The 26,998-nt window shown below is 66.7% G+C and carries 21 protein-coding genes; 6 read left to right on the forward strand and 15 right to left on the reverse strand.

Annotated elements, in window-relative coordinates:
- Positions 1-27: 27 nt before the first annotated feature.
- The 3 genes from fmdA to AC3FOF_RS31200 all read right to left on the reverse strand — a co-directional run bounded on the left by fmdA (position 28) and on the right by AC3FOF_RS31200 (position 3,451).
- Entirely contained in the window at positions 28-1,260 is a 1,233-nt protein-coding gene (fmdA, locus tag AC3FOF_RS31190; RefSeq protein ID WP_017228357.1) for a formamidase, read from the reverse strand.
- A gap of 126 nt (positions 1,261-1,386) precedes the next feature.
- Positions 1,387-1,899, reverse strand: a complete 513-nt coding sequence (locus tag AC3FOF_RS31195) for an AmiS/UreI family transporter (RefSeq protein ID WP_017228358.1) — start codon at positions 1,897-1,899, stop codon at positions 1,387-1,389.
- Between the two features lie 358 nt (positions 1,900-2,257).
- Positions 2,258-3,451, reverse strand: coding sequence for a LuxR C-terminal-related transcriptional regulator (locus AC3FOF_RS31200; protein ID WP_488728787.1), 1,194 nt, complete (start codon positions 3,449-3,451; stop codon positions 2,258-2,260).
- Between the two features lie 291 nt (positions 3,452-3,742).
- Between AC3FOF_RS31200 and AC3FOF_RS31205 the strand changes: the two genes are divergently transcribed.
- Positions 3,743-6,499, forward strand: a complete 2,757-nt coding sequence (locus AC3FOF_RS31205) for an ATP-binding protein (RefSeq protein WP_488728788.1) — start codon at positions 3,743-3,745, stop codon at positions 6,497-6,499.
- The gene (locus AC3FOF_RS31210) at positions 6,496-7,806 is read left to right on the forward strand and encodes an EAL domain-containing response regulator (protein WP_488728789.1); all 1,311 of its coding nucleotides are present in this window, start codon (positions 6,496-6,498) and stop codon (positions 7,804-7,806) included. The genes AC3FOF_RS31205 and AC3FOF_RS31210 overlap by 4 nt, the downstream gene beginning before the upstream one ends.
- 312 nt (positions 7,807-8,118) lie before the next feature.
- Here the strand turns inward: AC3FOF_RS31210 and AC3FOF_RS31215 are convergent, their stop codons facing one another.
- The gene (locus AC3FOF_RS31215; protein ID WP_017228362.1) at positions 8,119-9,054 is read right to left on the reverse strand and encodes a LysR family transcriptional regulator; all 936 of its coding nucleotides are present in this window, start codon (positions 9,052-9,054) and stop codon (positions 8,119-8,121) included.
- A gap of 94 nt (positions 9,055-9,148) precedes the next feature.
- Here AC3FOF_RS31215 and AC3FOF_RS31220 point away from each other — a divergent pair, with 94 nt between their 5' ends.
- From AC3FOF_RS31220 to AC3FOF_RS31235, 4 genes are all read left to right on the forward strand, one after another.
- On the forward strand, positions 9,149-9,928 hold the full coding sequence (locus AC3FOF_RS31220) for an enoyl-CoA hydratase-related protein (protein ID WP_276265353.1): 780 nt from the start codon (positions 9,149-9,151) through the stop codon (positions 9,926-9,928).
- A gap of 33 nt (positions 9,929-9,961) precedes the next feature.
- Positions 9,962-10,930 carry a tripartite tricarboxylate transporter substrate binding protein gene (locus AC3FOF_RS31225; RefSeq protein WP_276265352.1) on the forward strand — a complete coding sequence of 323 codons (969 nt, stop codon included), beginning with the start codon at positions 9,962-9,964 and terminating at the stop codon, positions 10,928-10,930.
- 13 nt (positions 10,931-10,943) lie between these two features.
- Positions 10,944-12,119, forward strand: coding sequence for a CaiB/BaiF CoA transferase family protein (locus tag AC3FOF_RS31230; protein WP_276265351.1), 1,176 nt, complete (start codon positions 10,944-10,946; stop codon positions 12,117-12,119).
- Positions 12,120-12,222: 103 nt separating this feature from the next.
- Positions 12,223-12,555 (forward strand): hypothetical protein, encoded by a 333-nt coding sequence (locus AC3FOF_RS31235; protein ID WP_488728790.1) that lies wholly within the window; start codon positions 12,223-12,225, stop codon positions 12,553-12,555.
- Positions 12,556-12,727: 172 nt separating this feature from the next.
- On the opposite strand, the gene clpB is transcribed toward AC3FOF_RS31235, so the two are convergent.
- From clpB to AC3FOF_RS31290, 11 genes are all read right to left on the reverse strand, one after another.
- The gene (clpB, locus tag AC3FOF_RS31240; protein WP_488728791.1) at positions 12,728-15,316 is read right to left on the reverse strand and encodes an ATP-dependent chaperone ClpB; all 2,589 of its coding nucleotides are present in this window, start codon (positions 15,314-15,316) and stop codon (positions 12,728-12,730) included.
- 199 nt (positions 15,317-15,515) lie between these two features.
- Positions 15,516-16,433: a MaoC/PaaZ C-terminal domain-containing protein gene (locus tag AC3FOF_RS31245; protein ID WP_276263874.1), complete on the reverse strand. Its 918-nt coding sequence runs from the start codon at positions 16,431-16,433 to the stop codon at positions 15,516-15,518.
- Positions 16,433-18,631, reverse strand: a complete 2,199-nt coding sequence (locus AC3FOF_RS31250) for a D-(-)-3-hydroxybutyrate oligomer hydrolase (protein WP_488728792.1) — start codon at positions 18,629-18,631, stop codon at positions 16,433-16,435. The genes AC3FOF_RS31245 and AC3FOF_RS31250 overlap by 1 nt, the downstream gene beginning before the upstream one ends.
- A gap of 186 nt (positions 18,632-18,817) precedes the next feature.
- A complete protein-coding gene (locus AC3FOF_RS31255) occupies positions 18,818-20,365 on the reverse strand; it encodes an acyl-CoA synthetase (protein WP_488728793.1) in 1,548 nt (515 codons plus the stop codon).
- Positions 20,366-20,473: 108 nt separating this feature from the next.
- Positions 20,474-21,550, reverse strand: coding sequence for a branched-chain amino acid ABC transporter permease (locus AC3FOF_RS31260; protein WP_488728794.1), 1,077 nt, complete (start codon positions 21,548-21,550; stop codon positions 20,474-20,476).
- A gap of 15 nt (positions 21,551-21,565) precedes the next feature.
- Entirely contained in the window at positions 21,566-22,597 is a 1,032-nt protein-coding gene (locus tag AC3FOF_RS31265; protein ID WP_488728795.1) for a branched-chain amino acid ABC transporter permease, read from the reverse strand.
- A gap of 149 nt (positions 22,598-22,746) precedes the next feature.
- Complete coding sequence (locus AC3FOF_RS31270; protein WP_017224699.1) at positions 22,747-23,484, reverse strand: ABC transporter ATP-binding protein; 738 nt, start codon at positions 23,482-23,484, stop codon at positions 22,747-22,749.
- Complete coding sequence (locus AC3FOF_RS31275) at positions 23,477-24,298, reverse strand: ABC transporter ATP-binding protein (protein WP_051078390.1); 822 nt, start codon at positions 24,296-24,298, stop codon at positions 23,477-23,479. The genes AC3FOF_RS31270 and AC3FOF_RS31275 overlap by 8 nt, the downstream gene beginning before the upstream one ends.
- 20 nt (positions 24,299-24,318) lie before the next feature.
- Entirely contained in the window at positions 24,319-25,503 is a 1,185-nt protein-coding gene (locus AC3FOF_RS31280; protein WP_488728796.1) for a substrate-binding domain-containing protein, read from the reverse strand.
- Positions 25,504-25,608: 105 nt separating this feature from the next.
- Positions 25,609-26,388 (reverse strand): enoyl-CoA hydratase/isomerase family protein, encoded by a 780-nt coding sequence (locus AC3FOF_RS31285; protein WP_276263869.1) that lies wholly within the window; start codon positions 26,386-26,388, stop codon positions 25,609-25,611.
- Complete coding sequence (locus tag AC3FOF_RS31290; protein ID WP_488728797.1) at positions 26,385-26,990, reverse strand: TetR/AcrR family transcriptional regulator; 606 nt, start codon at positions 26,988-26,990, stop codon at positions 26,385-26,387. Before AC3FOF_RS31290 ends, AC3FOF_RS31285 begins: the two co-directional genes overlap by 4 nt.
- Positions 26,991-26,998: the final 8 nt, after the last annotated feature.

A 26,998-nucleotide genomic window follows, 5' to 3' on the forward strand; every position in this document is an offset into this window, starting at 1 on the left:
CATCGCTTCAGCAGAAGCCGGGGCACTTCAGGATACGTCGGGCGAGAGCAGGACGTCGGCACCTCCCTTGATGTGAGCGGTGGGACCGTTGGCCTGCGGCCGGATATCGAAGTCGAAGATCTGCGTCGGTATCCATAGCGTGGCGCAGGAGTTGGGAATGTCCACGACACCGCTGATATGCCCCTGCACCGGCGCCGTGCCCAGGATGGCGTAGGCCTGCGCGCGCGAGTAGCCGAACTTGGTCAGGTATTCGATCGCGTTCAGGCAGGCCTGCCGGTAGGCGACATTGACGTCCAGGTAGTGCTGCTTGCCGTCTTCATCGACCGAGATGCCCTCGAAGATCAGGTAGTCGTTGTAGGTCGGCGTGATCGGGCTGGGCTTGAAGATGGGATTCCTGATGCCGTACTTCGCCATCCCGCCCTTGATCACGTTCACCCGCATATGCACCCAGCCCGCCATCTCGATGGCGCCGCAGAAGGTGATTTCGCCATCGCCCTGGCTGAAGTGAAGATCGCCGACCGACAGTCCGGCGCCATCCACATACACCGGGAAGTACACCCGCGAGCCGCGCGACAGATCCTTGATGTCGCAATTGCCGCCGTGCTCGCGCGGCGGCACGGTGCGCGCGCCCTCTGCCGCCGCCCGCCTGGCGGCATCGCCATGGAGCTGGCCCATGTGCGCGGTCGCCGCGAAGGGCGGGTTGGCCAGCGGCGGCACGCGGTCGGGGTCGGTCTTGATCAGGCCCACTTCGCGTTCGTTCCAGGTCTGCAGCAGCTTGGGGTCGGGCAGGCAGCCGATCAGCCCGGGGTGGATCAGCCCCGCGAACTGCACGCCGGGCACGTGGCGCGACGTGGTGTAGACCCCGTGGAAGTCCCAGATGGATTTCTGCGCCTGCGGGAAATGGTCCGTCAGGAAACCGCCGCCGTTCTGCTTCGAGAAGAAGCCGTTGAAGCCCCACTGGCTTTCCTGCCTGGCGCCCACGTCGAGCAGGTCGACCACCAGCAGATCGCCCGGCTCGACGCCATGAACGCCCACCGGGCCGGACAGGAAGTGAACGATGGACAGGTCGATGTCCCGCACATCGTCCGCGGACTCGTTGTTCTTGATGAAGCCGCCGGTCCAGTCGTAGGTCTCGAGGATGAATTCGTCGCCGGGATTGACCCAGCAGGCCATCGGGATATCCGGGTGCCAGCGGTTGTGCACCTTCTCGTTCTCGTACGCCGACTGCGCGAGATCGACCTTGATAAGGGTATCTGCCATCTGCCTGTCTCCTTGGTGTGGATCCGGTCAAGCGCCGGATTGCGGCCGTGAAACCGTGCAGCCGTCATGGCTGCCGCCTGAACCGTCAACGTTGCGCGCGGCTGCCCGCCACGTTGCCGGGTCTGTCTATTTGAACGATTCGCTCAGCAGCAGATAGCCGGGCAGCCAGCCCGTCGCGATGCCCGCCAGGACCGTGGCGACACCGGTGAGCTTGAGGATCGGGCGCTGCATCGCGAGCAACAGGAAATACAGGAACCACAGCACGCCCCAGCCGACCCAGCACCATGCGAACCAGATATCCCAGACGGAACCGGCGTGGCGCAGCGCGTCGATGGCGACGGGAATCACCGTGACCGAAACGAACAGGCTGAACCAGCCCAGGCCGCGCCCGTCGGCGCCATTGAAGCGGTTGAGCGCCACCCACAGGTAGGTGAAGGTGAACAGCAGCGTCAGCGCGCCGGCCTTGATCGACGCGCTATCCGCCGCGCCGCCGAAGATGAGCCGCAGCGATACCAGCATGGTCACTCCGCCGGCGAAGATATTCACGACCCAGATCTCGCGGTCGCCTATTTTTCCGAGCAGCCAAAGGCCGTTCAGGCACAGCACTGCGCCGACGTACAGCAAGGTCAGGCCTAGCATGGCTTGTCTCCTCCGTGAGGTGGTCTTGTTTTTGGCAGGTGCTCGTGGTCCCGGCTCCGGGCAGACGCGCTTCGGATGCCAGCGCGGATGCCGATGCCGGCCGGGTCCCGACGCCGTGGCGCCGCACGGTGCCAAGGGGCGATGGATCAACTATATGTGGGGACGGACAGACGCGAATCCTTCACGGCGAGGATTTCCGTCTCATCCGGCTGGGTGATGCGACCTCACCCGGGCGCATGAGCCGATGGCGCCTGGGGGCACGAAGGCAAGGTGGCAAACGGCATTGGGGAAGCAGGGAACGCCGCGGAAATGCCGGCCTCCTGAGGCCTCCGGGCACACGGCCAGGGCTTGTGGGCGCTCAGCCTGGCGGGCAGTGCTGGGCGTGCAGGCGCACCAGCTCCATCTGGCCATGCGTATTGGTTTTCTGGAAAATCTGCTTGAGGTGGCTGCGCACCGTATTCTCGGATACGTGCAGCGCCTCGGCCAGGCTGGCGATCGAGTGGCCGGCGAAGACCAGCGCGTTGACCCGCGCCTGGGCCTCGCTCAGCTTGAACTGGCGCGCGAACAGGCAGTCGTGGTGCGCGTGCTCCACCCCCTGCCGGCGCGCACTCACCACCACCACCGCGCGTTCCTCGCCCAGGCCGCTGCGCAAGGACGCGCCGGCAGGCTGCAGGGTCAGCGTGGTAGGCAATGCGTAGCCAGGCGCCGAGACCGACAGCACCTGCGTGGGCACCAGCGCGGGATGGGCGGCGTGCGCGTCGCCCGTGTCCCCGGCCCTGCGGGCCAGTGCCGCCAGCATCTCGCGCAGGGCGCGGTGGTCGGTTGGCATCACGGCGGCGAGATAGTCGCCGTCCCGGTACAGCCCGCTGCCCTGGCCGCAGAGCGCGAGCGCGCTGCGGTTGCAGTAGACGATGCGCCCGTCCTGCTCCACCAGGAAGGTGGCGTGCGGATGGCCGTCGATGATGCGCATCAGCGCCTGGCTCAGGTCGGCGGCACTGTGCCGTTGCCAGCGGTTCTCCAGCGACAGCGCCATATGCGCCAGCAGCCCGCGGAATTCCACCTTTTCCTTCGTACCAAAGCGCCGCTGCTCTTCGTGCCGGTACAACTCGAGGAAGTAGACCACGTCGGCTTCGCGGGCCACCACGCCGCACAGGCGGTGCAGGTATCGATGGGGCCGCAGCAGCGCGTGGTAGAAATCCGTCCTGACCAGGTCGCCGTTGCTGAGCATGTCGTCGCCGCCGATCACCTGCAGGGGCTGATAGGCATGGCTGGAAAGGAACCAGGGATTGCGTGGCGAATACTCGGCAAAGGTGCGGAAGAACGCCGCATCCTCGGGCGCGCCGTACAGTACCGCGCCTTGCCCGCCGGCCAGATGCCGCCGCGCCAGCACGGCCGTGCCCGCGGCAAACCGGGCGCGCACCTGCGCGATGACGCCACGCCACCCGTCGTCGTCGCGCGCGGCGTGGATACGGTAGACCAGCTCGCCGGCGTGGAGCTCGGCGCTATCGGCATGCTTCGCGGTCAACCGCGCGTCCTCCATGGCATCGGGCATAGTGGATTCAGCGGCTTCCAGGGAAATGCCGGCTGCCACGGCCTCTTGAATACGAGATTTGCCGGCCAGTGTTTGCGCTGGAACCTCAAAAGTCAAGATGCGCGTTCCTGCTGCCGCGCAGCATTGCGTCCGCGCGCGGACGCCGGATCCCGCTCCTGCCGCGCGCCGCAGGCATGTCATTGCGCAGGGGCCGGAATCAGTCAATAATCGAAGCGCTCGCCGCCAACCCGCCGCCTCGATCCACCCCGGATCGGCGCCCCGGACCCGCATAGCACCCGAAGCCCCCACGCCATGCGCATCAAACGTGAATATCAATCCTGGGTCGCGAACGAAACCCTGGAGGATTACGCGCTACGCTACGCGGCACGCTCCTACCGGCGGTGGTCGCCGTTCACGCTGGCCAATACGGCCATCGGCGGCGTGTCTTTCCTGGCGCTGGAGGCGATAGGCGCCAGCGTCACGCTCAGCTTCGGCTTCCAGAACGCGTTCCCGGCCATCGTGCTGGTCTGCTTGCTGATCTTCCTGATCGGCCTGCCGGTGGCCTATCACGCCAGCGTTGCCAACGTGGACATCGACCTGCTCACGCGCGGCGCCGGCTTCGGCTATGCCGGGTCCACCATCACGTCGCTGATCTACGCGTTCTTCACCTTTATCTTCTTCGCATTGGAGTCCGCCATCCTGGCCCAGGCGCTGGCCATTGCCACCGGCCTGAACCTGACGGTCGGCTACCTGGTCTGCTCGCTGGTGATCGTGCCGCTGGTGTTCTTCGGGGTTACCCTGATCAACAAACTGCAGATGTGGACGCAGCCGCTGTGGCTGCTGCTCCTGGTGCTGCCCTTCGTCTACATCCTGCGCCGCGATCCCGGCGTGCTGGCGCAATGGGCCACGTTCACCGGGCGCGACGGCGCATCGCCGGCGTTCAGCGTGCTGGCCTTCGGCGCCGCCGCCGGCGTGCTGTTCTCGCTGATGGGACAGATCGGCGAGCAGGTGGACTACCTGCGCTTCCTGCCCGAGCGCACCGCCAAGAACCGGTGGAGCTGGTGGAGCGCGCTGCTGCTGGCGGGACCGGGCTGGATCCTGATCGGCGGCCTCAAGGTGCTGGCGGGCAGCCTGCTGGCGGTGCTCGCGGTGCAGGCCGGCATGGCCGCCGGCCAGGCCATGGAACCCATGCACTTGTACGTGTGGGCGTATGGGCAGGTCTTCGACCGGCCCGAGGTCGTGCTGGCGGTGGCGCTGCTGTTCGTGCTGGTCTCGCAGATCAAGATCAACGTCACCAACGCCTACGCGGGATCGCTGGCCTGGTCGAATGTGTTCGTGCGGCTGGCGCACTACCATCCGGGCCGCGTGGTCTGGCTGGTGTTCAACGTCCTGATCGCGCTGCTGCTGACCCTGCTCGGCATCTTCAGCACGCTGGAGGCCGTGCTCAGCGTCTATTCCAACCTGGTGAGCGCCTGGCTCGGCGCCCTGGCGGCCGACCTCGTCGTGCTCAAGCCCCTGGGCATCAGCCCGCGCCATATCGAATTCCGCCGCGCCTGCCTGTATGCCTTCAACCCGGTGGGCTGCGGCGCCATGCTGATCGCCTCGACGGCCGGCATCGGCGCCTACTCGGGCCTGCTGGGGCCCCTGGCGCAGGCCTATTCGGCCTTCATCGCGCTGGGCGCGTCGTTCGCCAGCGCCATCCTGATCGCCTATGCGACTGGCGGCCGCTACTATATCGCGCGGGAAGAAACGCAATATCGCGACGCCAGTGCCGACGAGCCGATCCGCTGCTGCATCTGCGAGCGCGACTACGAAGCCCCCGACATGGCGCACTGCCCCTTCTACGCGGGGCCGATCTGCTCGCTGTGCTGCGGCCTGGACAACCATTGCAGCGATACCTGCAAGGAACCCGGCAGCGCCGCGCAGACGCGGGCATGGCCGCAGGCAAACATCTTCCTGCGCATCCTGCCACCGCATTTCCTGCGGCGCCTGGCGCGCTTCCTGGGCCTGTTCGTGATCGCATCGGCTGCCATGGGCGCGGTGTTCCTGCTCGCCTGCCGGCTGCTCGGCGAGGGCGCTCCGCCGTCCGCCGGCGGACTCGGCGACCTGCTGCTGCGCGTGTACTCGGCCACCCTGCCCCTGCTGGCATTCGGCGCGTGGTGGATCGTGCTGTCGCACGAAAGCCGCGAGCTGGCGCAAATCGAACTGATGGAATCGCTGCGCCATCTGGAATCGGCGCGCAAGGACCTGGTGGAAGCGGAGAAGATGGCGTCGCTGGGCGCACTGGTGGCGGGGGTCGCGCACGAGATCAATACGCCGGTAGGCATCGCCGTCAGCGCCGCGTCCTACCTGCAGGACCGCACCGGCGCCACGCAGGCGCTGGTCGCCGGCGGCGGACTGACGCAGGCGGAACTGCAGCGCTACCTGTCGGACGCCGCGCAATCCGCCCGGCTGCTGCTGTCCAACGCAAACCGCGCGGCGGAACTGGTGCAGAGCTTCAAGCAAATGGCGGTGGACCAGACCAGCGAGAAGCGGCGCAGCTTCGATCTCGGCGACTATGTCCGCGAAACCGTGATCAGCCTCGACCCGCGGCTGCGCGATACGCGCGTGCAATTGCAGATCGACTGCCCGTCCGGCATCGCCATGAACGGCTATCCTGGCACGATCGCGCAGATCCTGACCAACCTGATCATGAACTCGCTGCTCCACGCATTCCGCGGCGACGAGGCCGGCACCATCCGCATCGCCGCGCGGCTCGCGGCCGGCGACGAAGTGGTGATCTCCCACGCCGACAACGGCTGCGGCATTCCGGACACCCTGCACGAGAAAATCTTCGAACCCTTTTTCACCTCGCGCCGCGGCAAGGGCGGCAGCGGGCTTGGCCTGCACCTGGTCTACAACCTGGTCACGCAGCGCCTGGGTGGCACCATCGCGGTAAGCAATGGCACCGGCAAAGATGGCGCAGGCGCCGTCTTCACCGTTCGGATACCGCGTGTCACGCCCTCCGCAAAGGCCACCATTCCGATCGCATCCGTCAAGAGCCAGAGCCCGTCATCGAGCCCGTCATGAATACATCCTTGTCTATGCCCGCGTGGAAGGTCCTCCTGGTCGACGACGATCCTGATGTGCACGAGATCACGCAACTGGTGCTGCTGGACCTGACGTTCTCCGGCCGCAAGGTCCAGCTCCATAGCGTCTACTCCGGCGCGCAATGCAATGCGTACCTGAGCGCGCATCCCGACACGGCTCTGGTGCTGCTCGACGTGGTGATGGAAACCGATGACGCAGGCCTGGCGACGGTGCGCTACATCCGCGAGCAACTGCGCAACGCCGACCTGCAGATCGTGCTGCGCACCGGGCATCCCGGTCTGGCGCCCGAGCGCGAGGTCATCACAGGTTACGAGATCAACGGCTACTTTCTCAAGACGGAACTGACGGCGCAGAAACTCACGTCCGTGGTCATCGGCGGCCTGCGCACGTACCAGTATGTCAAGGCGCTGCAGCAGGCCAGTACGCTGCAACCCGGGGCGGGACTGCTCGCCGCCCGCCCGTCACCCGACCTCCCCAGCGCCGCGGCAGCCAGCGACCCCGCTGTGGAAGATGCCGTCGAAGCGAGCCTGCGCGGCGGGCAGTACCGCCTGCTGGCGGTATCCCAGTTCGACCTGGGTTCCGCCGCCATTGCCGCGATCGCGCTGCTGCCGGAGTGGCGGGTCCCGGACGGCTGGCTGCCGCATACTGAAATCGCCGGCCGTCTCCGCCGGCCCGGCCTGGTGAGCGAGATCAACGCGGTGCTGCTGCGCCGCGCCTGCGCGCTGGCGCAAGCCTGGCACGTGGACCCGCAGGCCGCCGTGTCCGGCCCGGTTCGCGTCAGCGTGCCCATCCTGCTGCCGCAGGTAGCCGGCGCGGAGGAATCCGCGCTGCTGGCCTTACCGGAATTGCTCAGGCAATGCCTGTGCGAGACCGGCCAGTCCGGCAACGTGCTCGACCTGCAACTGCCCGTCAGCATACTGGGCACGGCCACGGAATCGGCCCGCCTCGCCTGCGCCCGGGTCCAGGAGCAAGGCGCGTCGGTAACGCTGGCCGACGTGGGCGACACGCCCATCTCCCTGGCCAACCTGCAGTGCCTGCTGCCCGACCGGCTGCAGATTCCACAGGGCTATGTGCGCAACGTGGCCACCGATGCCAAACGCGCGGCCATCGCACGCGCCGTGATCGCACTGGCGCATACGCTCGGCATGCAGGTGCTGGCCAACGGACTGGCCAGTTCCGACGAACTGCAGTTCTTCAAGTGGGAAGGCTGCGACCACGGGCAGGGAGACGTGCTGGGCACGGCATGGGAGACGACCGGATGGTTGCAGGCGGCCGCCGGGAAATAGGGATGGAGCGGCATGGCATTGACGGCGAGCGCCACTTTCCACTCGATGCCACGCAGATCATCGGTGGCGAGGTAGCGGCAAAACTGCGCAGGACATCCACGAAGCCGGCGCCGCCTGAACTGCAACGCCCTGCACGTCGAGGTCCTGAAAGCCCGCGATAGTCAACGAATCCGCGCGCATCGGATCGGAGCAGCGCATTGCCGGCTACGCGGACCCGCCAGGAAAATACCTCGAATGCGCCGCTGCCGGAATACCGGGGGCGCCTTCAACCTCGCCCGGCGGATCCGCTCGCTTTCGCACGCATGCCCGGACCTACGGCTTAGCGGATCGTCTCGTCTTGCGCATCGCCGGCTCGCGCGCCCGCAGCACAGGCAGCAACTCCGCAAGAAAACTGCGCGCGGCAACCGATAGCCTGGCCGACTTCCGGCGGATCAGCGAGATGCGGTGGATCTGCTGCGCCCGGCTGTCGATCTCCACCGCCGCCATGCCCCACTCGCTGGCGATATCGGCCGCGTAACCTGGCAGCACGACAATGCCGGCGCCGGCACGCGCCAGCCCAAGCGCCACCGTCAACGTCCCCGCCTCGATCTGGCTCGGCAGCGCGATGCCTTCCTTTTTCAGCACGTGATCGAGCGTGCGCCGCACACTGTAGACCCGCCGCAGGCTCACATGCTGCCACTGGGCGAGATCCGCCCACTTGACGGACTTCCTGCCCGCGATAGCGTGCCCTTGCGGCGCGACCGCAACCAGGCGGTCGCGGAACACAAGCTCCTCCTCCACGCCAGGCACCTCGCTATCCAGCGAACCAAACCCGAAGTCCACCTGGCCGGACCGCACGCTCTCCACCGTGTCGTCGGTCGACAGCTCATGCAGATCGAACCGGATACCCGGATACCGCTCCCGGTATCGCGCAATGGGCTCGGCAAGCAGCCCATAAATCATCAGCGGCGAGGCGGCGATGCTGATCTGCCCGCGCGTCAGGTCGGACAACTCCACCACGCTGCGCGTCGCGGCCTGCATGCTGGCCATGATGTCCTCGGCGAAGCCGCGGAACTCGCGCGCAGCATCGTTGGGCTCCACCCGCCGGCTGGTGCGGTCGAATAGCGCAAAGCCGAGCTGCAACTCCAGCTCCGCCACCATCTTGCTGACCGCGGATTGCGTCACGTGCATCCGCGCCGCGGTCGCGGTGAAGCTGCGCGACTCAAACAGTGCCAGGAAAACCTGAAGCTGGCGTAGGGTGATATTCATTCCAGTATGGACTTGAACTATGCGAATAATTCCATTGTTCCATAGATGCACCGCCCCTAACATCGTGGCAAACCCAAGCCAAGGAGACGCACCGATGAGCACCGCGCCAGATTCCACGCCCCGTTGCATCACCGAAACCGACGCCGATGGCGTGGTGACCGTGACGCTCGACAACGGCCGCCTCAACCTGCTGACCGGCGAGGCGGCCGCGATCTACACGCAAACCCTGCGCGAGCTCGCGTACGACACCGGTATCCGCCTGCTGGTGCTGCGCGGCGGCCCCGCGGCGTTCCTGGGCGGCGCGGATATCAAGTTCCTCAAGGATGCCGGCAAGCGCGATATCGACACCTATATCCGCGGCGTATTCGGCCTGTGCGAGCAGATCCGAGACCTGCCCTTCCCGACCATGTCGGTGATGTGCGGGTACTGCCTCGGCGCCGGCATGGAAGTGGCCGCCATGTGCGATATCAAGATCGCGAGCCATGACGCGCAACTCGGCATGCCCGAGGTCAAGCTGGGCGTGCCCTCCGTGATACACGCGGCCATGCTGCCCGGCATGATCGGCTGGGGCCGGACCCGTGACCTGCTGCTGAGCGGGCGCATGATCGGCGCGCGGCAGGCATGCGACTGGGGGCTGGTGACCGACGTCGCGCCGGAGGGCGGCCTCGAGCCGCGCGTGGACGAGTGGAAGCGGGAAATGCTCACCGGCGCTCCGGTCGCGATGCGCATCCAGAAGGACCTGATCCGCCGCTGGGAACGGATGCCGACACAGGAAGCCATCGCCATCGGCATCGATGGCCTGGTTTCCGCGTACGGCACCAGCGAGCCCAGGGAATACATGGAGCACTTCCTCAGTGCGAGGAAGCGGGCCTGAGCCGGCCGAAGAACTGGAGGAGACAATAAGATCATGAAGACACGGCAGTTCCGCAGATTGGCAACCGGCATCGCCTTCGCGGCGGTGGCCGGTGCAAGCCAGGCCGCCCCCTACCCATCCCAGCCGATCCGCCTGGTGGTGCCGTTCGCGGCGGGCGGACTCACCGACGTGCTCGCGCGGCAGTTGTCGAAGACCCTGCAAGGCGCGTTGAAGCAGCCGGTGGTGGTCGACAACAAGCCTGGCGCCGGCGGCATCATCGGCGCCGAGATCGTCGCCAAAGCCAGGGCGGACGGCTATACGCTGCTGGTCACCACGACGGCCCACGTAGTCAACCCGGCGGTGGCGAAAAGCCTACCCTATAACACCGAGAAAGACTTCGCGCCCATCGCCAAGCTGGCCAGCACGCCAACCGTGCTGGCGGTCAATCCCTCCGTACCGGCGAATAACCTCAAGGAACTGCTGGCCTTCGCACGGCAGTCCGGTGGCGTGACCTACGGCTCGTCCGGGCCAGGCGGCATCACCCATCTCTCCGGCGAACTCCTTGCCGCGAGGACCGGCGCCCCGTTCGTGCATGTCCCTTACAAGGGCACGGCACTCGCCGTCAACGACCTGCTCGGCGGACAGATCAATGCATCGTTTGTCGATGCGCTGACGGCAACGAAGTTCGTCGAGAGCGGCAAGCTGCGCGCGATCGGGGTCACCACAGCATCCAGGAGCGCCGCGCTTCCCAACGTGCCGACCCTTGCCGAGCAAGGCGTGCCTGGCTACGACACGGAGATCTGGATCGGTTTCTACGCCCCCGGCGGTACGCCGCCGGAGGTCCTGGGGCGCTTGAACCAGCTGGCCGTGGCATCGATGACCGAACCTGCCTTCCGGGCCACCCTGCAGCAACAGGGCACGACGGCGGGAACCATGGGCCTGGCCGAGTTCCAGGCCTATGTCGCCAGCGAGATCGCCAAGTGGCGCATTGTCGTGCAAACCGCTCACATCCAGCCACAGTAGAAAAGGAGCCGGCATGCCATCACCCCTTGCCGGGATCCGGATACTGGATCTGACCAGCGTGATCATGGGCCCCTATGCCACCCAGATGCTGGCTGAGTACGGCGCCGATGTGATCAAGGTCGAGCCCCCGGAGGGCGACATCATGAGAAAAATGGGACCTTGCGGCAAAGCCGGCATGGGCCCGGTGTTCCTCAACCTCAACCGCGGCAAGCGCAGCCTGTGCCTGGACCTGAAATCGGCGGCCGGCCGGGACGCCATGTACCGGGCGGTGGCAAGCGCCGATGTCTTCATCACCAATGTCCGGCTGAAAGCGCTGAAGAAGCTGGGGCTCGACCGGGATGCGCTGCACCAGCACAATCCGCGTCTTATCTACCTGTTCCTGTCCGGGTTCTCTGAAGCGGGCAGGCATGCGGGCCGGCCGGCGTACGACGACCTGATCCAGGCCATGGTCGGGCTGCCGCACCTGAGTACGGCGGCGGCCGGCGGCGATCCGAGGTACGTGCCGCTGAATATCGCGGACAAGACCATGGGCCTGTTCGCCGCACAGACCGTGCTGGCCGCATTGCTGCAGCGCGCCCGGAGCGGCAGCGGACAGTACATCGAGCTGCCGATGTACGAGACCATGGCGGGCTTCGTGTTGCTGGACCATCTCGCCGGCAACACACTGGTTCCGCCCGTCGGCGAGCCTGGAAACCCCCGGCTCGTCTCCCGCTATCGCAGACCTTACCGGACCCGGGACGGCTGGCTCAGCACGATGATCTATACGGACGGCCACTGGGCGGCATTCCTGGCCCTGGTCGGCCGGCCCGACATCTGGGAGCGGGACCGCCGCTTCGGCTCGGTAGCGGCCCGAACGGAATGCGTGGACATTGTCTACGCATTCATCGAGGAACAGATGCTGCAGCGCGACTCCGCTGACTGGCTGGAAGCCCTGGCACGCGCCGATATCCCGGTCGCCCCGATTGCGGATCTCAAGGCGCTGGTGGACGATCTCCGGCAGTCGCCGGCGGGCGTCATCGAGGAATACCAGGGCCACTCGGGAGAGCGCTATCTGGGGGTGTCGCCCGCTGTGCGGTGGGCGGGCGCATCGGCACCGCTCGCCGCCGCGCCATCGCTGGGCGAACACAACGAGGAAATCCTGCGCGAACTGCCCGCTGCGCACAGAGAGAGCCGGCCACAATCCCGCTAGCAAGGTAACGCCGGCGCTGTGAAATATCGTTACAGTTCCATTTCCCGGCGCGGCAGCGGCACTACTAAAGTGGTGTCATTGCTACCGCATGACGAGGATTGAAATGAGGCATGGCGTCTTCTACGCGCTGGGCATCGGAGCGCTGGCGCTGGCCGCGTCCCGGCCCGCCATGGCGCGCGTCGATGTTGACCTGAACATAGGCGCACCCGCACCGGTGGTGGTTGCGCCGGCTTACCCGGCGCCGGTCTACCCCACACCGGCTGATCCCGCACCGCCGCCGGCCATGGCGTATCCGACACCGCCGCCAGGGGCCTATGGGCCGCCGCCGGTCGTGGTCGGCCCCGCCGTGGTGATCGGCTGGCACGGGGACCGCTACTGGGACGGACGTCGCTGGTGGGGGCGCCGGGACTGGTACGCCTACCATCATCGCCGCTAGCCTCCCGGCGTGAATCCGCCGCGCTTGCCGCGCGGATGTGACGTGCCTGACGCGGCCCGCCGGGTAGCTCGTTAATTTCCATTACAAGGAAAAAGAAAAACCGCCCCGGCAAAGGGCGGTTTTTCTTTTTCCGGCGTTGCGCATGCGGCACCGCTGCCGCATGCGCCCAGGCTTAGTGGACGGTGGGGCCGAAGGTGTACTCCCCGTCGCGATAATCCACCGACACCACATCCTTGGCGGCAAACTTGCCTTCGAGGATGGCACGGGCCACCGGGTTCTCGATCTGCTGCTGGATGGCACGCTTGAGCGGACGCGCTCCGAACACCGGATCGTAGCCAGCGCTGGCGATCTTGGCGAGCGCGGCTTCGCTCACCTCGAGCGTCATGTCCATGCGCGCCAGACGCGCCTGCAGCCGCCCCAGCTGGATACGGGCGATCGACTCGATATGCTGCTGGTCGAGCGAGTGGAACACCACCACCTCATCGATGCGGTTCAGGAACTCGGGCCGGAAATGCGTCTTCACTTCCTGCCATACCGCGCCCTTGACCGCCTCGTGCGGCTCGCCGGACATCGCCTGGATGATGTGCGAACCCAGGTTGGAAGTCATCACGATCACCGTGTTCTTGAAGTCCACCGTGCGGCCCTGGCCGTCGGTCAGGCGGCCGTCGTCCAGCACCTGCAGCAGCACGTTGAAAACGTCCGGGTGAGCCTTCTCGACTTCATCCAGCAACACCACGCTGTACGGCTTGCGGCGCACGGCCTCGGTCAGGTAGCCGCCCTCTTCATAGCCCACGTATCCGGGCGGCGCGCCAATCAGCCGGCTCACGCTGTGCTTCTCCATGAACTCGCTCATGTCGATGCGGATCAGGTGGTCCTGCGAATCGAACAGGAACTCGGCCAGCGCCTTGCACAGCTCGGTCTTGCCAACGCCGGTGGGGCCGAGGAACAGGAACGAGCCGTAAGGCTTGTTCTCGTCCGCCAGCCCGGCGCGCGAGCGGCGGATGGCGTCCGACACCAGGCGCACGGCCTCGTCCTGGCCCACCACGCGGCGGTGCAGGTAGTCCTCCATCTTGATCAGCTTCTCGCGCTCGCCCTGCATCATGCGTGAGACCGGGATACCCGTCGCGCGGCTCACCACTTCGGCGATTTCCTCGGCGCCCACCTGCGTGCGCAGCAGCTTGTTGGGCGCCTTCTGCTCGCTGGCCTCGGCCGCGGCGGCAGCCTTGAGCTTGCCTTCCAGTTCGGGCAGCTTGCCGTACTGCAGCTCGGCCACCTTGTCGAGCTTGCCCTCGCGCTGCAGGCGCGTGATTTCCAGGCGGATCTTGTCGATCTCCTCCTTGAGCGCGGCGGCGCCCTGGGCGGCACCCTTCTCGGCCTTCCAGATCTCCTCGAGGTCGGCGTACTCCTTCTCCAGGCGTTCGATTTCCTGCTCGATCAGTTCGAGCCGCTTCTTCGACGCTTCATCGGTTTCCCGCTTGACCGCCTCGCGCTCGATCTTGAGCTGGATGGTGCGGCGCTCGAGCTTGTCCATCACCTCCGGCTTGGAGTCGATTTCCATCTTGATGCGCGCGCCGGCTTCGTCGATCAGGTCGATCGCCTTGTCGGGCAGGAAACGGTCGGTGATATAGCGATGCGACAGTTCCGCCGCGGCGACGATGGCCGGGTCGGTGATCTCCACGCCATGGTGCAGTTCGTACTTTTCCTGCAGGCCGCGCAGGATGGCGATGGTGGCCTCCACGCTGGGCTCGTCGACCAGCACCTTCTGGAAGCGGCGCTCCAGCGCGGCATCCTTCTCGATGTACTTGCGGTACTCGTCCAGCGTGGTGGCGCCGATGCAGTGCAGCTCGCCCCGCGCCAGCGCGGGCTTGAGCATATTGCCTGCGTCGATCGCACCCTCGGCCTTGCCGGCACCGACCATGGTATGCAGTTCGTCGATAAAGACGATGGTCTGGCCCTCGTCCTTGGCGATGTCCGACAGCACGGCCTTGAGGCGCTCCTCGAATTCGCCGCGGTATTTGGCGCCAGCCAGCAGACCGGCCATGTCGAGCACCAGCACGCGCTTGTTCTTCAGGCTTTCCGGCACTTCGCCGTTGACGATGCGCTGGGCCAGGCCTTCCACGATGGCGGTCTTGCCCACGCCCGGCTCGCCGATCAGCACCGGGTTGTTCTTGGTGCGGCGCTGCAGGATCTGGATGGTGCGGCGGATTTCGTCGTCGCGGCCGATCACGGGATCGAGCTTGCCGATGCGGGCGCGCTCGGTGAGGTCCACGGTGTATTTCTTGAGCGCTTCGCGCTGGGTCTCGGCGTCGGCGCTGTTGACCGAATCGCCGCCGCGCACGGCTTGGATGGCGCTCTCGAGCGATTTGCGCGAGAGGCCATGCTCGCGCGCGATGCGGCCGGCTTCGCCCTTGTCGTCGGCCACCGCGAGCAGGAACAGCTCGCTGGCGATGAACTGGTCGCCGCGCTTGATGGCTTCTTTCTCGGTGGCATTGAACAGCGCGCTCAGTTCGCGCCCGACCTGGACCTCGCTGGTGCCCTGCACCTGGGGCAGGCGCTTGATGGCGGCATCCAGCGCGGCGGTCAGGCCACCGGCGTTGACGCCGGCGCGCGACAGCAGGCCGCGGGCGGCGCCGTCGTTCTGCGCCAGCAGGGCGCGCAGCACGTGCAGCGGATCGATATATTGGTTGTCGTTGCCGAGCGCCAGGCTCTGGGCATCGGCCAGCGCTTCCTGGAATCGGGTAGTCAGTTTGTCAAGTCGCATTTAGGAGCCCTCTGTTTCGGATGAGTGTCCCGATGCGGAAGGCGGGGGCGTTTGCGCCCCCGTCTGCCGATCCCGTTGCGCGGGCCGGACACTGGATGTCTTTCCGAAAGATAAGGCTTTGCGCCTGCATTTCAAGGCCTGAGTGCACGACCCTTGATGTGGCGCAGGAAACACCTTGCGCCCTGCCCGCGAGGCTCCCTCAGGCTGCCGCGAGCGCGCGCTTGTCCTCCAGGTTGCGCACCAGGACCAGGGCCTCGCCAGCCAGCACCACGCGGCCGTCGTCGCCAGTGACCACGGTGGCCAGGTTGACCAGGTCCTTGTCGCCACGCAGGCGCACGATGCGCACCGAAGCCGTCAGCAATTCACCCAGCCGCGCCGGCGAACGCAAGCGCAGCGATTGCTTCATCCAGCCGGTGCCCCGGCCGGGCAAGCGCGTGCCCAGCAGGTCCGAGAACATGCCGGCCAGCAGCGGCAAGGGCACGATGGCACCCCCGAAACCCCGGCCGCGCGCGAACACCGGGTCGGTATAGAAGGCGTTGCCATCGTCGGTAAGCGACACATACTCGTCGATATCGCCGGCGCTGAAGGAACGTATCGCGGACGCCTCCTGGCCCACGCTGAGATGGTAGAGCGTGCGGTCTCCGTCCACCGGGGCACCCGGCCGTGCGGCATCCTCGGCGTCGTTGCGCGCCGCCTCGGCAAGCGTGTCGGCACTGGCGTCGACCAGCAGGACCGCGTCGCCTTGTGCCGTAATCTGCTCATCCGCGGCGGCCGTGCGCGTGCGGCCGCGCTGCACGCAGCGAATCTCGGTGTCCAGGGCAAGCCGGTCCCGGCCAGGCGTCTCGTTCAGCACCAGCACCGCCGCCACGCCATCGCCGACGAAGGTCGGGCGCGGGAACATCAGCGTCTGCGCGATCGGCAGCACCGGCCGCGGATTGCTGCGCTGCATCTGCGCGCACAGCAGCGAGAACAGGAACATGCCATGCGCCACGGTGGCGCCGAAATGCGTGGTGCTGGCGAATGCGGGGTCGCAGTGGATCGGATTATCGTCGCGCGAGAGCGAGGCGAAACGGTCGAAGTCTTCTTGCGTCAGGACGCGCGGGCGGGATGCCTTCATCAGTTGGGTACCTCTACGGTGCCGCCGCTGACCGTGATCCGGTCCGCATCGGCGGGGACGGTGGCAAGCGGCGGCAGATTGGTGGACAGGAGCGTTGGCGCGGGCGACGTGGTGCCGCCGCGCGCGACCGTGCGCACCACCTGCGAGGGTGGCAGCGCGCGGCCGGCGGTGAGGTTCTCGTAGACCGCATCGAGTGCCCGGTTCAGGTAGACATGGAGCGGGATAAAGCGGTTGTCGTAGCCCGCTACCGCGCCAATGAAGCTATCGAAGTGCTGGCCATTCGTGACTTCGATATAGGACAGCTTGCTGGCGCTGCCCTCCTTGAGCCGGTTGTAGCCGAGATAGGGCCGCGACGTGTGGTTGACCGGCAGCAGTGCGTCGCTGCGGCCATGCACGATGATGGCCGGCTTGCCGCGCAGGTCGCCCGAGCGCAGCGTCTGCGCCAGGCCAGCCTGCAGCGCCAGGGACTGGGCATCGGTGCCGGTCAGCAGCCCGCGCAGGCAGCGCGCGCCATCGAGGTTGGCGTCCGCCAGATTGCTGCCGGGCGATTGCGAGTAGATGTCGCGCAGCGGGCCGCCCGGATTGTTGTCGTTGATCAGTTGCACCCCCGCCGCCGGCGGTACGCCGTTGCCGGTGGCGAACAGCGCATTGAGCGTGGCCGGCGCGATCGCCGCCGGCACCGGCACCGTGGCACCGGTGGCCGCAAAGCTGAAGCCGCACAGGCGGTCGGCCACGCTGGCGCGGGCCAGCGCGTTGGCGAACGTGACCGAGACCGCGTTGGCCACCTCGAACAGCGCGAGCGAGGGATGCAGCGCGTCGGACTCCGCTTCCCAGCCGGAATCGTGCAGCTTCTGCAGCGCGCTGGCAGCCCGGCTGGCGGGATCGGTCCCAGCGACGAGGCCGGCGCTGGCCAGCGACTGGCAGCGGTTGATCGCCGGCTGGGCAAGCTGGACGACAGGGTACAGGCCCACACCCGGCGCGCCCGCCAGCGCGGTGGCCTGCGAAGTGCAGAGCTGCAGCAGGTTGGCCGTGGTGGTGTAGTCGTACAGCGGACGCCCGGACTTGCTGACTGGCGTGCCGCCACGCGTAACGGTGACACCCGTATTGTCCGGCAGGTTGAGATTGGGCTCGCCCACCGCCACGCCGTCGATCAGGCCCAGGGTATCCTGCTCCGCCGCGGCGATCGCCGCGCCGCCGCCATTGGACACGCTGGAGGCAATCACCACGATCTGGTCCGGGCCCAGGCTGCGCTGGCGGGAGCCATCCGGCGCCACCGTCCCGAAGCGGTCGTTGACGGCCCAGATCGCAAACTGCGCCGCCTGCAGCGTAAAGGCACCCCAGTCCTTCTCGGGATTGCGCTGCGAATGGGCATGCTTGAAGGCCAGCCGGTGCGGCGCCAGCGCATTGAAGGCGGCCAGGCTGGTACCCGGGAGCGGGGCGGCAAACTGCGCACTGCCGCCGGCCGTGGCGCGGATGGCGCGCGTGCCATCGATCAGCGGTACGGTATCGGTATCCAGGTCGTGCGGCGCTGCACCGGTGCCCTTGTCGGTATAGGCCACGGCGCAGCCGCGCTTGAGCGCCCATTCGCCGGTGGAAATGGCGCCGTAGACGCCGCGCGACCCGGACGACGTGGCCGTGATCAGGCACGGTTTGGCCACGTTGAAACTGTCGGGGATCTGCACCAGCATGGTCACGTTCTGCTGGCCGCTGCCGTCGTCCGAAAACGCCAGGTACTCGCGCCCGGCGACCTTGCCCTGCCCGCCCGTGATATTGCCTTGCGCGTCCACGTTGGGGCCGTACAGCGTGCCATAGCCGCCGCCCGGCGTGGTATCCACCAGCGCGCGGTAGTTGGTGTAGATGGCATAGCGGCGCAGCTCGGCCGCGGTGGGATTCTGCGGCAAGGGCGCAAGCGCCGCAGCCAGGCCATCCTTGCCGAGACCGGCGGTCAGCAGGTCGTCGCTGCCGCCATCGTAGGTCTTGACCGTGACGGCGCCGATGTTGGCCGGCTTGGTGTTGGACGCAGGGCCCGGGTTGGTGGCCGGGTTGGTGCCCGGGCTGCCGGCGGTCGCATTGTTGTCACCCGTGCCGCATGCGGCCAGCACCAGGCTCGCCGCACCCACGGCACCCGCCGCACCCGCCAGCGCGAAGCGCCCGCCACGCCCGGTCCTGCCCATCTGCCCTGCAATTCTGCGCATCATGTCGTGCTCCCTTTTCTTGCATGCTTGATTCATCGGAAACCGCATACCGCATAAAGCAAAACTAGAATTCAAAACAAGAACTCAAAACAGGCACTCACAAGGCGGCAGGCATAGGGCAGCGCACGACGCGCCAGCGTGGCAGCATCTCGGCCCGGCGCTTGCCCTGCCCGCGGGAAGGCGCCTTCCTCACTGCGCCTGGAAGCGCGTGCGCAGCTTGTGCTTCTCCACCTTGCCGGACGGCGTGCGCGGCAGCGCCTCGAGCATCCGGACATGGCGCGGCACCTTGTAGCCCGCCAGGGCCGCGCGGCAATGCGCCAGCACGGCTTCGGCATCGAGCGCCATGCCGGGCTTCGCCACCACCAGGGCCATGCCGACCTCGCCCCAGCGCGCGTCGGGCACGCCGATCACGGCGGCCTCGGACACCGCGGCGAGTTGGAACAGCACGTTTTCCACTTCCGCGGGATAGACGTTCTCCCCGCCGGAGATAAACATGTCCTTGGCGCGGTCGACGATGTAGTAATCGCCGTCCTCGTCCATGTAGGCAATGTCTCCGGAATGCAGCCAGCCATCGCGAATGGCCGACGCCGTGGCCTCCGGCAGGTTCCAGTAGCCGGGCGTGACACCCGGTCCCTTGATCAGCAACTCGCCGCGCTCGCCGGGCGCCACGTCGCTCCCCTGCGCATCCACCACCCGTGTCAGCATCGAGCCCACCGGCTTGCCGATGGTGCCGATCTTGCGGCGAGCGGTGGCTTCGTCGCAGACAAAAACGGTGGGGCCCGTCTCGGTCATGCCGAAGCCGAAGCAGATCGTCACGCCCTTGGCCAGATACGCCTCCAGCAGCGGCTGCGGCACTGGCGAGCCGCCCGCGGACATATTGCGCATGCGGGAAAAATCCGCCGCCGCGAAGCCGGCATGCTGGCTGAGGAAGAGATAGACCGCCGGCACCGCGAAGAACATCGTGATGCCCTCCGCGGAGCGGGCATCGAGCCTGGCCAGCGTTACCCCGGCGTCGAATTCGCGCATGATATGCACGGCGCCGCCGGCATGGAGCACGGGGTTGGCGTAGAGATTGAGCCCGCCGGTATGGAAGAACGGCAGCACGTTGAGGAACACGTCGTCGCGCGTGATCTTGTTGGCCAACATGGCGTTGACGGCATTGAAAAAGACCATGCCATAGGTCTGGATCACGCCCTTGGGACGGCCGGTGGTGCCGGAGGTATAGAGCAGGTGCCAGACCTCGTGCTCGTCGCGGCACGGCATCTCGATCGTGCGGCCGGAAGCGCTGGCGAGTACCGCCTCGTATTCGGTCCAGCCACCCGGCACGTCGGCGCTCTCGTCGTCGGCCAGGTGCAGCACGGCGCGCAGCGGCAAGGCGTCGCTCAGCGCCGCGGCGGTGGCCAGGAAGCCGTCGCCGGCCACCAGGACTTCGGGAGCGCAGTCGCGCAGGATCGGCAGCAGTTCGGCAGCCGGCAGGCGCCAGTTCAGGCAGACCATCACCATGCCGGCCTTGGCGCAGCCGTACAGCATCTCGAAGTAGTCCGAGCTATTGTGGGCCAGCACGGCCACGCGCGCGCCCGGCGCCAGCCCCAGGTGTTCGGCAAGATACTCGGCAAAGCGGCTGGCCCGCTCGTCGAACTGCCGGTAGGTCACCGTGCGGCCGCTTTCCACGTCGACCAGCGCAATCTTGTCCGGGGTGTGGCGGGCGTTCTTGTGCAGCCAGTCGACTACGTACATGATCCGGAGCCTCCGCTCATAGGTGCGTCCTTGTTATCGCCTTTGTCTTTGTATCGGGTCTTGCCGCTGCGTGCCTGCCAGCCGTGCGCCGCCATCCGGCGCGGCCGCTCACGACGCCACTTCGTGTTCCGAGCGATCCCCGCGCAGGCGGCCGACGATGCCCTGCGGGAAGTAATACACGCTCAGGATGAACAACAGCCCGAGCCACAGCAGCCAGCGGTCCGGATGCAGCAGGCCGGACAGCAGCGGGACTGCCGCGGTGGCGTCGCTGGCCAGCTTCATCACGTCCTGCAGATAGGTCTGCGCCACCAGGAACAGCGTGGTGCCGATGATCGCGCCATAGAGCGTGCCCATCCCGCCGATCACCACGATCAGCAGGATATCGACCATGATCTCGAACGACAGTGAGGTGTCGGGCCCGTTGTAGCGCAGCCAGAGTGCCATCAGCACACCGGCCAGCGTGGCGAAGGCGGCCGACAGCACGGTGGAAACGGTGCGGTAGACGACGGTGCGGTAACCGATGGCTTCGGCCCGGAAATCGTTTTCGCGGATCGCCTGCAGCACGCGGCCGAAGGGCGAATTGACCACGCGCAGAAGAAGCAGGAACAACACCAGCGCGCTGGCGAATACGAAGTAGTAGGAGAACAGCTTGCCGTTGAGCGGCACGCCGAACCACTCGGCGTCGCCCAGCGTGAAGCCCGGGGTGAAGACCTCCGGCACCTTGAAGGTGATGCCGTCCTCGCCGCCGGTCCATTCCGACAGCTGCGACACCAGCGTGGCGAAGGCCGTTGCCACCGCCAGCGTGATCATGGCGAAGAAAATGGCCCTGACCCGCAGCGAGAACAGTCCGATCAGGAAGGCCAGCGCCATCGAGACCAGCAGCGCGCCGACGGTGCCAAGCGCGAGCGCGCCCCATCCCGGATCGAGCCGCGACATGGCGATCGCCACGCCGTAGCCGCCGATGCCGAAGAACATGGTGTGCGCGAAGGAGACGATGCCGGTATAGCCGAGCAGCAGGTCGTAGCTTGCCACCAGCACCACGAAGATGCAGATCTTGGCCGCCATATTGAGCGCGCGCGCGCCGGGAAACAGGAACGGCGCGCAGGCCAGCGCCAGCAGCATCGCCAGCAGGATGACGGCCAGCACGCGGCTTCGTGGCAGGTCGCCGGAAAGCAGTCGGATCATGGTTTTCCCCTGCGCTCAGCGCTTGGCTACCGGGTACAGGCCCTGCGGACGCCACAGCAGGATCATGACCATCAGCAGGATGTTCGAGAACAGCGCCAGCTTCGGAAACAGGAAGCCGGTGTAATTTGCCATCAGGCCCACCAGCAAGGCGCCGACAAAGCAGCCGGTGGTGGAGCCGAGGCCGCCGATGATGATGACGATGAAGATCAGCACATTGACCTGGGCGCCAATTGCCGCCGTGATGTTCTGCTGGTACAGGCCCCACAGCACGCCGCCCATCCCGGCCAGCCCCGCCCCCACCACGAACACGCCGATAAACAGCCGCCGGATGCGGTAGCCCAGCGATTCCACCATCTCGCGGTTCTCCACGCCAGCGCGGATCAAGAGGCCGATGCGCGTGCGGTTGAGCACCAGCACCATGGAGATAAAGATCGCCAGCCCCAGCACCACGGCGATCAGCCGGTATTTCTCGATGGCGGCATCGCCCAGCAGCACCGCGCCGCGGAACGTGGTGGGTACCTGCAGCGCAATGGTCTCCGCGCCCCAGATCGCCTTGATCAGCTGTTCGGCCACGATCATGCCGCCCATGGTGATCAGGATCTGCTTCAGGTGCTGGCCATAGACCGGGCGCACCACGATGCGCTCGAACAGGAAGCCGATCGCGCCGGCCGCCACCATCGCCGCCAGGATGGCGAGGCCGAACACCGCCAGGTTGAGTGCCAGGCTGTCGGCCTCCACCCAGGCGACCAGCGGCAGCAGCACCGACGCCGCCACATAGGCGCCCAGCGCGATAAAGGCGCCGTGGCCGAAGTTGAGCACGTCCATCAGGCCGAACACCAGCGTCAGGCCGGAGGACACCACGAAGACGATCATGCCCATGGCAAGGCCGGCGATGGTCAGGGTCAGCCAGGTCGAGCCGCTGCCGATCAGCGGGAAGGCCAGCAGCATCAGCAACGGTGCCAGCGCCAGCGGCGTCCAGTCGAGCCGGACCTTGGGCAGGTCGGCGGGCGCCGCCGGGGTGGTGGGTAAGGAGCTTGTACTCGCCATTGTCTCGGTCCTGACGATGTCTTGTTTGATTGCGTGAAGGCCGTAACGGCCCGCCACATCGGCAGCATTTGCCACCGCGCTTCATGCTTCGATGGTGTGCTCCGCCTCCCGCTCGCGAGAGAAGGGAGCACACCGGCAGGATCGCTTCCCTACTGATGCGCCGCCAGCGACAAACCCAGCAGCTTCTGCTGCAGCGCCTCGTCGTCCGCCAGCTCCGCCATGCTTCCCGTATGCACCACGCGCCCGTCGTCCATCACGGCGACCGTGTCCCCCACCGAGCGGGCCATATGGAAGTTCTGCTCCACCAGCAGGATCGACACCTCGGTCTGCTTGAGCTCGCGAAAGACGGTGATCATGTTCTGGATGATGGCCGGCGCCAGCCCCTTGGTCGGCTCGTCGACGATCAGCAGCTTGCGCGGCTCGATGATGGCCCGCGCCACCGACAGCATCTGCTTCTGCCCGCCGGAGAGCACGCCGGCGCGCTGGTGCCAGAAGATCTTCAGCGCGGGAAACATGCGGAACACCCAGTCCAGCCGCTGCCCGTCGATGGCCCCGCTGCGTGCGGCCAGGCGCATGTTCTCGGCCACGGTCAGCTCGGCGAACACGCTCATGTTTTCCGGCACATAGGCAATGCCGGACTGCGCGATGGCGGGCGTACCGCGGCGCGTGATGTCGGCGCCGTCGAACTGGATCCGCCCTTCGCCCGCCTGCCAGAGATTCATGATGGTGCGCAGCGTGGTGGTCTTGCCGGCGCCATTGCGTCCCAGCAGCATGGTCACGCCGCCGCGCGGCACCGCAAAGCTCACGCCATGCAGGATGTGATACGGCCCGATATGCGTCTGCACGCCTTCCAGGCGCAGGATGGGCGCTGCCGCTGCATCAGCCATGTCCGTTCCCCTGCGCACCGTCGTCGTCGATGCCAATGCCGAGATAAGCCTGCTGCACGATCGGCGAGGCAATCACCTCGGCCGGGTCGCCGTCGGCCATCAGGTTGCCGTTATGCAGCACGATGATGCGGTCGGCCAGCGAACGCACCACATCCATCTTGTGTTCCACCAGCAGCACCGTCTTGCTCCTGTCTTGCTTGATCTCCTGGATCAGGTCCAGGATCACCGGCACCTCGTCCACGCTCATGCCGGCGGTAGGCTCGTCGAACATGAAGATGCGCGGCTGCAGCGCCAGCAGGATGCCCACCTCCAGCTTGCGCTGGTCGCCATGCGGCAGCGAGGCCACGGGCAGGTGGCGCTTGTCGGCCATGGCCACGCGCTCGAGGCAGCTCTCGGCCTGCGCGCGGACCGCACGGTTGCCGCTCCACACGGACCAGAGATCCAGGCCGATGCGCCGGCGCGCCTGCACCGCCAGCCGCACGTTCTCGAACACCGAGAGATTGGGGAACAGGCTGGTCAGCTGGAAGGCCCGGCCAATGCCGCGCAGCGCCTTGTGCGGCACCGGCAGCCGCGTCACGTCCTCGCCGCCCAGCAGGATCTGCCCGGCAGTGGGCGGCAACTGGCCCGAGATCAGGTTGAAGTAGGTGGTCTTGCCGGCCCCGTTGGGGCCGACGATGCAGGTCAGCTCGCCCGGGCGGAACGCGCATGACACGGCATTGACCGCCACGTGGCCGCCAAAGCGGATGGTCAGGCCGCGCGTCTCGAGCGCGGGCGGCTCCGCCACCGCCTGCCGCAGCGCTGCCGTCGTATCGATGGAAGAAGCGCCCACGGTCGTCACCGCCTGTTACGGATCGGCACGCTCATTTCTTCCGGCTTGATCTCGCGGACCAGCTCGGGTACGCCCCAGGCGAATGCAGGATCGACCTTGATCTTGAAGTGGTACATCGACTGCATGGCCTGGTGGTCTTCCTTGCGGAACGTCATCTTGCCCTTGGGCGTCTCGAACGACATGCCCTCCATCGCGCCGATCAGCTTCTCGGTATTGGTGTCGCCATTGGTCTTCTTGAGCGCCTCGACCAGCGCGATGCCGGCCGACATGCCGCCCGCGGTGAAGAAATCGGGCGGCGACTTGAACTTGCTGTAGTGGTTGGACACCAGCCACTCGTTGGCCTTGTTCTTGGGAATGCCGAAGTAGTAGTACGTCGCGCCTTCCATGCCGGGGAAATTCTTGTAGCTGGTCATGGCGGGCAGGATATTGCCGCCGGTGGCGATCTCGATGCCATAGCGCTTGGGATCGAGATCGGCAATCTTGAAGGGGTTGCCGGCGCCGGCCCAGATGATGAAGATGATCTTGCGGCCCGGCTTGTCCTTGAGCGAATCGAACAGGCGCTGCGCCCCCGCGGTGAAGTCCGTGGTACTGGTGGGCAGGTACTCCTCGTGCACGATCCTGGCGTTCTTGAGGGCGCCCTTGAAGGCCTTCACGCCGTCGCGGCCGAACGCGTAGTCCTGGGCCAGCGTGGCGATCTGCACGCCGGGCTTGTCGAGGGCCACCGCATTGGAAATGGCATCCTGCGACGAATTGCGGCCGGTACGGAAGATGTAGCGGTTCCACTTCTCGCCGGTGATCGAATCCGCCACGGCGGGCTCGACCAGCAGGATCTTCTTGTACTCCTCGGCCACCGGCAGCATCGCCAGCGCGGTACCGGACGACGTCGGTCCAACGGCAATGTCGGCGCGATCGTCGCTGTAGGCCGCGGCGAGCTGCGCCTTGGCGACGTCGGGCTTGCCCTGGGTGTCCTTCTCGAGCACCACCAGCTTGTTGCCATTGACCGCCATGGTGCCGTTGGTGGCGTATTCCAGGCCCATCATCAGCCCCGTCTGGGTCTGCTTGGCGTAGGCTTCCAGCGCCCCGGTCTTGTCGTAGACGTGGGCAATGCGGATATCCTTGGCCACGGCGCTGCCTGCGGCCAGCAGGCCGGCCAGTGCGAGCATGCCAGCGGCTTGGTGCTTGAGTTGCATTCCAGTCTCCTCTTTGGGTTTCTCTTATTGTTGCAAGTAGAGATGCTGCTCCATGACTGCTGATTGCGGCCGCCGATCATGGACCGTGGCCGCCCTGCCGGTCCTTCAATCCGCCCCGGCGCCGCCCAGGAAACGGCGCATGCCGGCGGCGGCCTCGGCGCTCGTCACCTGCGCCACGAACGCCACGCGCTCGCGCTCGAGGCCTTGCGCCAGCGCCCCGGCATCCCAGCGCAGCAGCGCGCGCGTACTCGCCACGCTGCCAGGCACCTTGTCCTTCAGCCCGGCCGCCAGCGACAGGGCCATGGCTTCGGCCTCGCCGGAAGGCGCCAGATGCGTGATCATGCCCAGCGCGGCAGCCTGCCCCGCGGTCAGCGTCGTGTTCTCGAGCTGGATCGCGCGCGAGCGCGCGGCGCCGATCAACTGGGGCAGCATCGCGGTCCAGCCACCGTCCGGGCTGAAGCCCACCACGGTGTAGTACGGCGCGATGCGCGCCCCCTCTCCGAGCACCGTCATGTCGCAGGCCAGCGCCAGACCCAGCGCGCCGCCGGTCAGCCAGCCCTCCACCGCCGCGATCACCGGGCAGCGCAAGACCGCCAGCCGCAGGATGGCTTCGTTCAGCAAACCCAGCAGCCGCTGCGCATACTGTGCCAACTCGGCACTTTGCGGCGGGAAGGCAGCGAAGGCGCCTACGTCGCCGCCGGTGGAAAACGAGCGGCCGGCATGGCCCAGCACCACGGCGCGCACTTCCGGATCTGCTTCCACGCGTTCAAGCGCGGCCAGCAGGGCTTCCAGCAATTCGGGCACAAGGCTGTTGTGGCGCTCGGCGCGGTTGAGCCGCAGCACTGCCGTGCTGCCGCTGCGTTCGACCACGACCAGCGCGCTCATCGTGCCTCCAGCCCGTGGGAAATCATGTCGAAGGCGGTGTCGACCACCTTGTCCATCGACGCCGGCCGCTTCCACAGCGCGTAGCGCATGCCGAGGAAATTGCTGATGCCGATCAGGCACCAGGCTCGCACTTCGGCATCGCCCGGCGAGATCTCGCCCTGTTCCTCGGCCTTGCCGAGGCGCCGGCTGTAGACATCGGCAAAGACCTGGAAATAGCTGCTGTAGATGGTCTGGTCCACCGAGTAGGAATCGAGCACGATGCGGTACAGGTTCTTGTGGCGCGAGACAAAGGACAGAAAGGCCTTGAGCCCCAGCCGCTCGGCCTCGATCTGCGTCTGCACCTGTCCCACATGCTTGCGCAGGTGGGCGCGCACCAGTTCCAGCATGTGCTGCACCAGCGCGCGGAAGATGTCTTCCTTGTCCTTGAAGTAAAGGTAGAAGGTACCCATTGCCACCTCCGCTTCCTGCGTGATCTCGGAGATCGAAGCCACGTAGTAGCCCTTCTCGCCGAATACTTTTTCGGCGGCGCGCAGCAGCGCTTCGCGGGTCTTCTGGCCGCGCGCGGTCTTGGGCTGGCTGACGCCGGATTCGGTCTGGGACATCTGGGCTC

The sequence above is a fragment of the Cupriavidus sp. 96C5-1 genome (assembly GCF_057798855.1).

What these genes read in the sequence shown, in the direction of transcription:
- fmdA (WP_017228357.1), bottom strand. Translation starts at nt 1,260, where the DNA reads ATGGCAGATACCCTTATCAAGGTCGATCTCGCGCAGTCGGCGTACGAG.
- AC3FOF_RS31195 (WP_017228358.1), bottom strand. Translation starts at nt 1,899, where the DNA reads ATGCTAGGCCTGACCTTGCTGTACGTCGGCGCAGTGCTGTGCCTGAAC.
- AC3FOF_RS31200 (WP_488728787.1), bottom strand. Translation starts at nt 3,451, where the DNA reads ATGCCCGATGCCATGGAGGACGCGCGGTTGACCGCGAAGCATGCCGAT.
- AC3FOF_RS31205 (WP_488728788.1), top strand. Translation starts at nt 3,743, where the DNA reads ATGCGCATCAAACGTGAATATCAATCCTGGGTCGCGAACGAAACCCTG.
- AC3FOF_RS31210 (WP_488728789.1), top strand. Translation starts at nt 6,496, where the DNA reads ATGAATACATCCTTGTCTATGCCCGCGTGGAAGGTCCTCCTGGTCGAC.
- AC3FOF_RS31215 (WP_017228362.1), bottom strand. Translation starts at nt 9,054, where the DNA reads ATGAATATCACCCTACGCCAGCTTCAGGTTTTCCTGGCACTGTTTGAG.
- AC3FOF_RS31220 (WP_276265353.1), top strand. Translation starts at nt 9,149, where the DNA reads ATGAGCACCGCGCCAGATTCCACGCCCCGTTGCATCACCGAAACCGAC.
- AC3FOF_RS31225 (WP_276265352.1), top strand. Translation starts at nt 9,962, where the DNA reads ATGAAGACACGGCAGTTCCGCAGATTGGCAACCGGCATCGCCTTCGCG.
- AC3FOF_RS31230 (WP_276265351.1), top strand. Translation starts at nt 10,944, where the DNA reads ATGCCATCACCCCTTGCCGGGATCCGGATACTGGATCTGACCAGCGTG.
- AC3FOF_RS31235 (WP_488728790.1), top strand. Translation starts at nt 12,223, where the DNA reads ATGAGGCATGGCGTCTTCTACGCGCTGGGCATCGGAGCGCTGGCGCTG.
- clpB (WP_488728791.1), bottom strand. Translation starts at nt 15,316, where the DNA reads ATGCGACTTGACAAACTGACTACCCGATTCCAGGAAGCGCTGGCCGAT.
- AC3FOF_RS31245 (WP_276263874.1), bottom strand. Translation starts at nt 16,433, where the DNA reads ATGAAGGCATCCCGCCCGCGCGTCCTGACGCAAGAAGACTTCGACCGT.
- AC3FOF_RS31250 (WP_488728792.1), bottom strand. Translation starts at nt 18,631, where the DNA reads ATGATGCGCAGAATTGCAGGGCAGATGGGCAGGACCGGGCGTGGCGGG.
- AC3FOF_RS31255 (WP_488728793.1), bottom strand. Translation starts at nt 20,365, where the DNA reads ATGTACGTAGTCGACTGGCTGCACAAGAACGCCCGCCACACCCCGGAC.
- AC3FOF_RS31260 (WP_488728794.1), bottom strand. Translation starts at nt 21,550, where the DNA reads ATGATCCGACTGCTTTCCGGCGACCTGCCACGAAGCCGCGTGCTGGCC.
- AC3FOF_RS31265 (WP_488728795.1), bottom strand. Translation starts at nt 22,597, where the DNA reads ATGGCGAGTACAAGCTCCTTACCCACCACCCCGGCGGCGCCCGCCGAC.
- AC3FOF_RS31270 (WP_017224699.1), bottom strand. Translation starts at nt 23,484, where the DNA reads ATGGCTGATGCAGCGGCAGCGCCCATCCTGCGCCTGGAAGGCGTGCAG.
- AC3FOF_RS31280 (WP_488728796.1), bottom strand. Translation starts at nt 25,503, where the DNA reads ATGCAACTCAAGCACCAAGCCGCTGGCATGCTCGCACTGGCCGGCCTG.
- AC3FOF_RS31285 (WP_276263869.1), bottom strand. Translation starts at nt 26,388, where the DNA reads ATGAGCGCGCTGGTCGTGGTCGAACGCAGCGGCAGCACGGCAGTGCTG.
- AC3FOF_RS31290 (WP_488728797.1), bottom strand. Translation starts at nt 26,990, where the DNA reads ATGTCCCAGACCGAATCCGGCGTCAGCCAGCCCAAGACCGCGCGCGGC.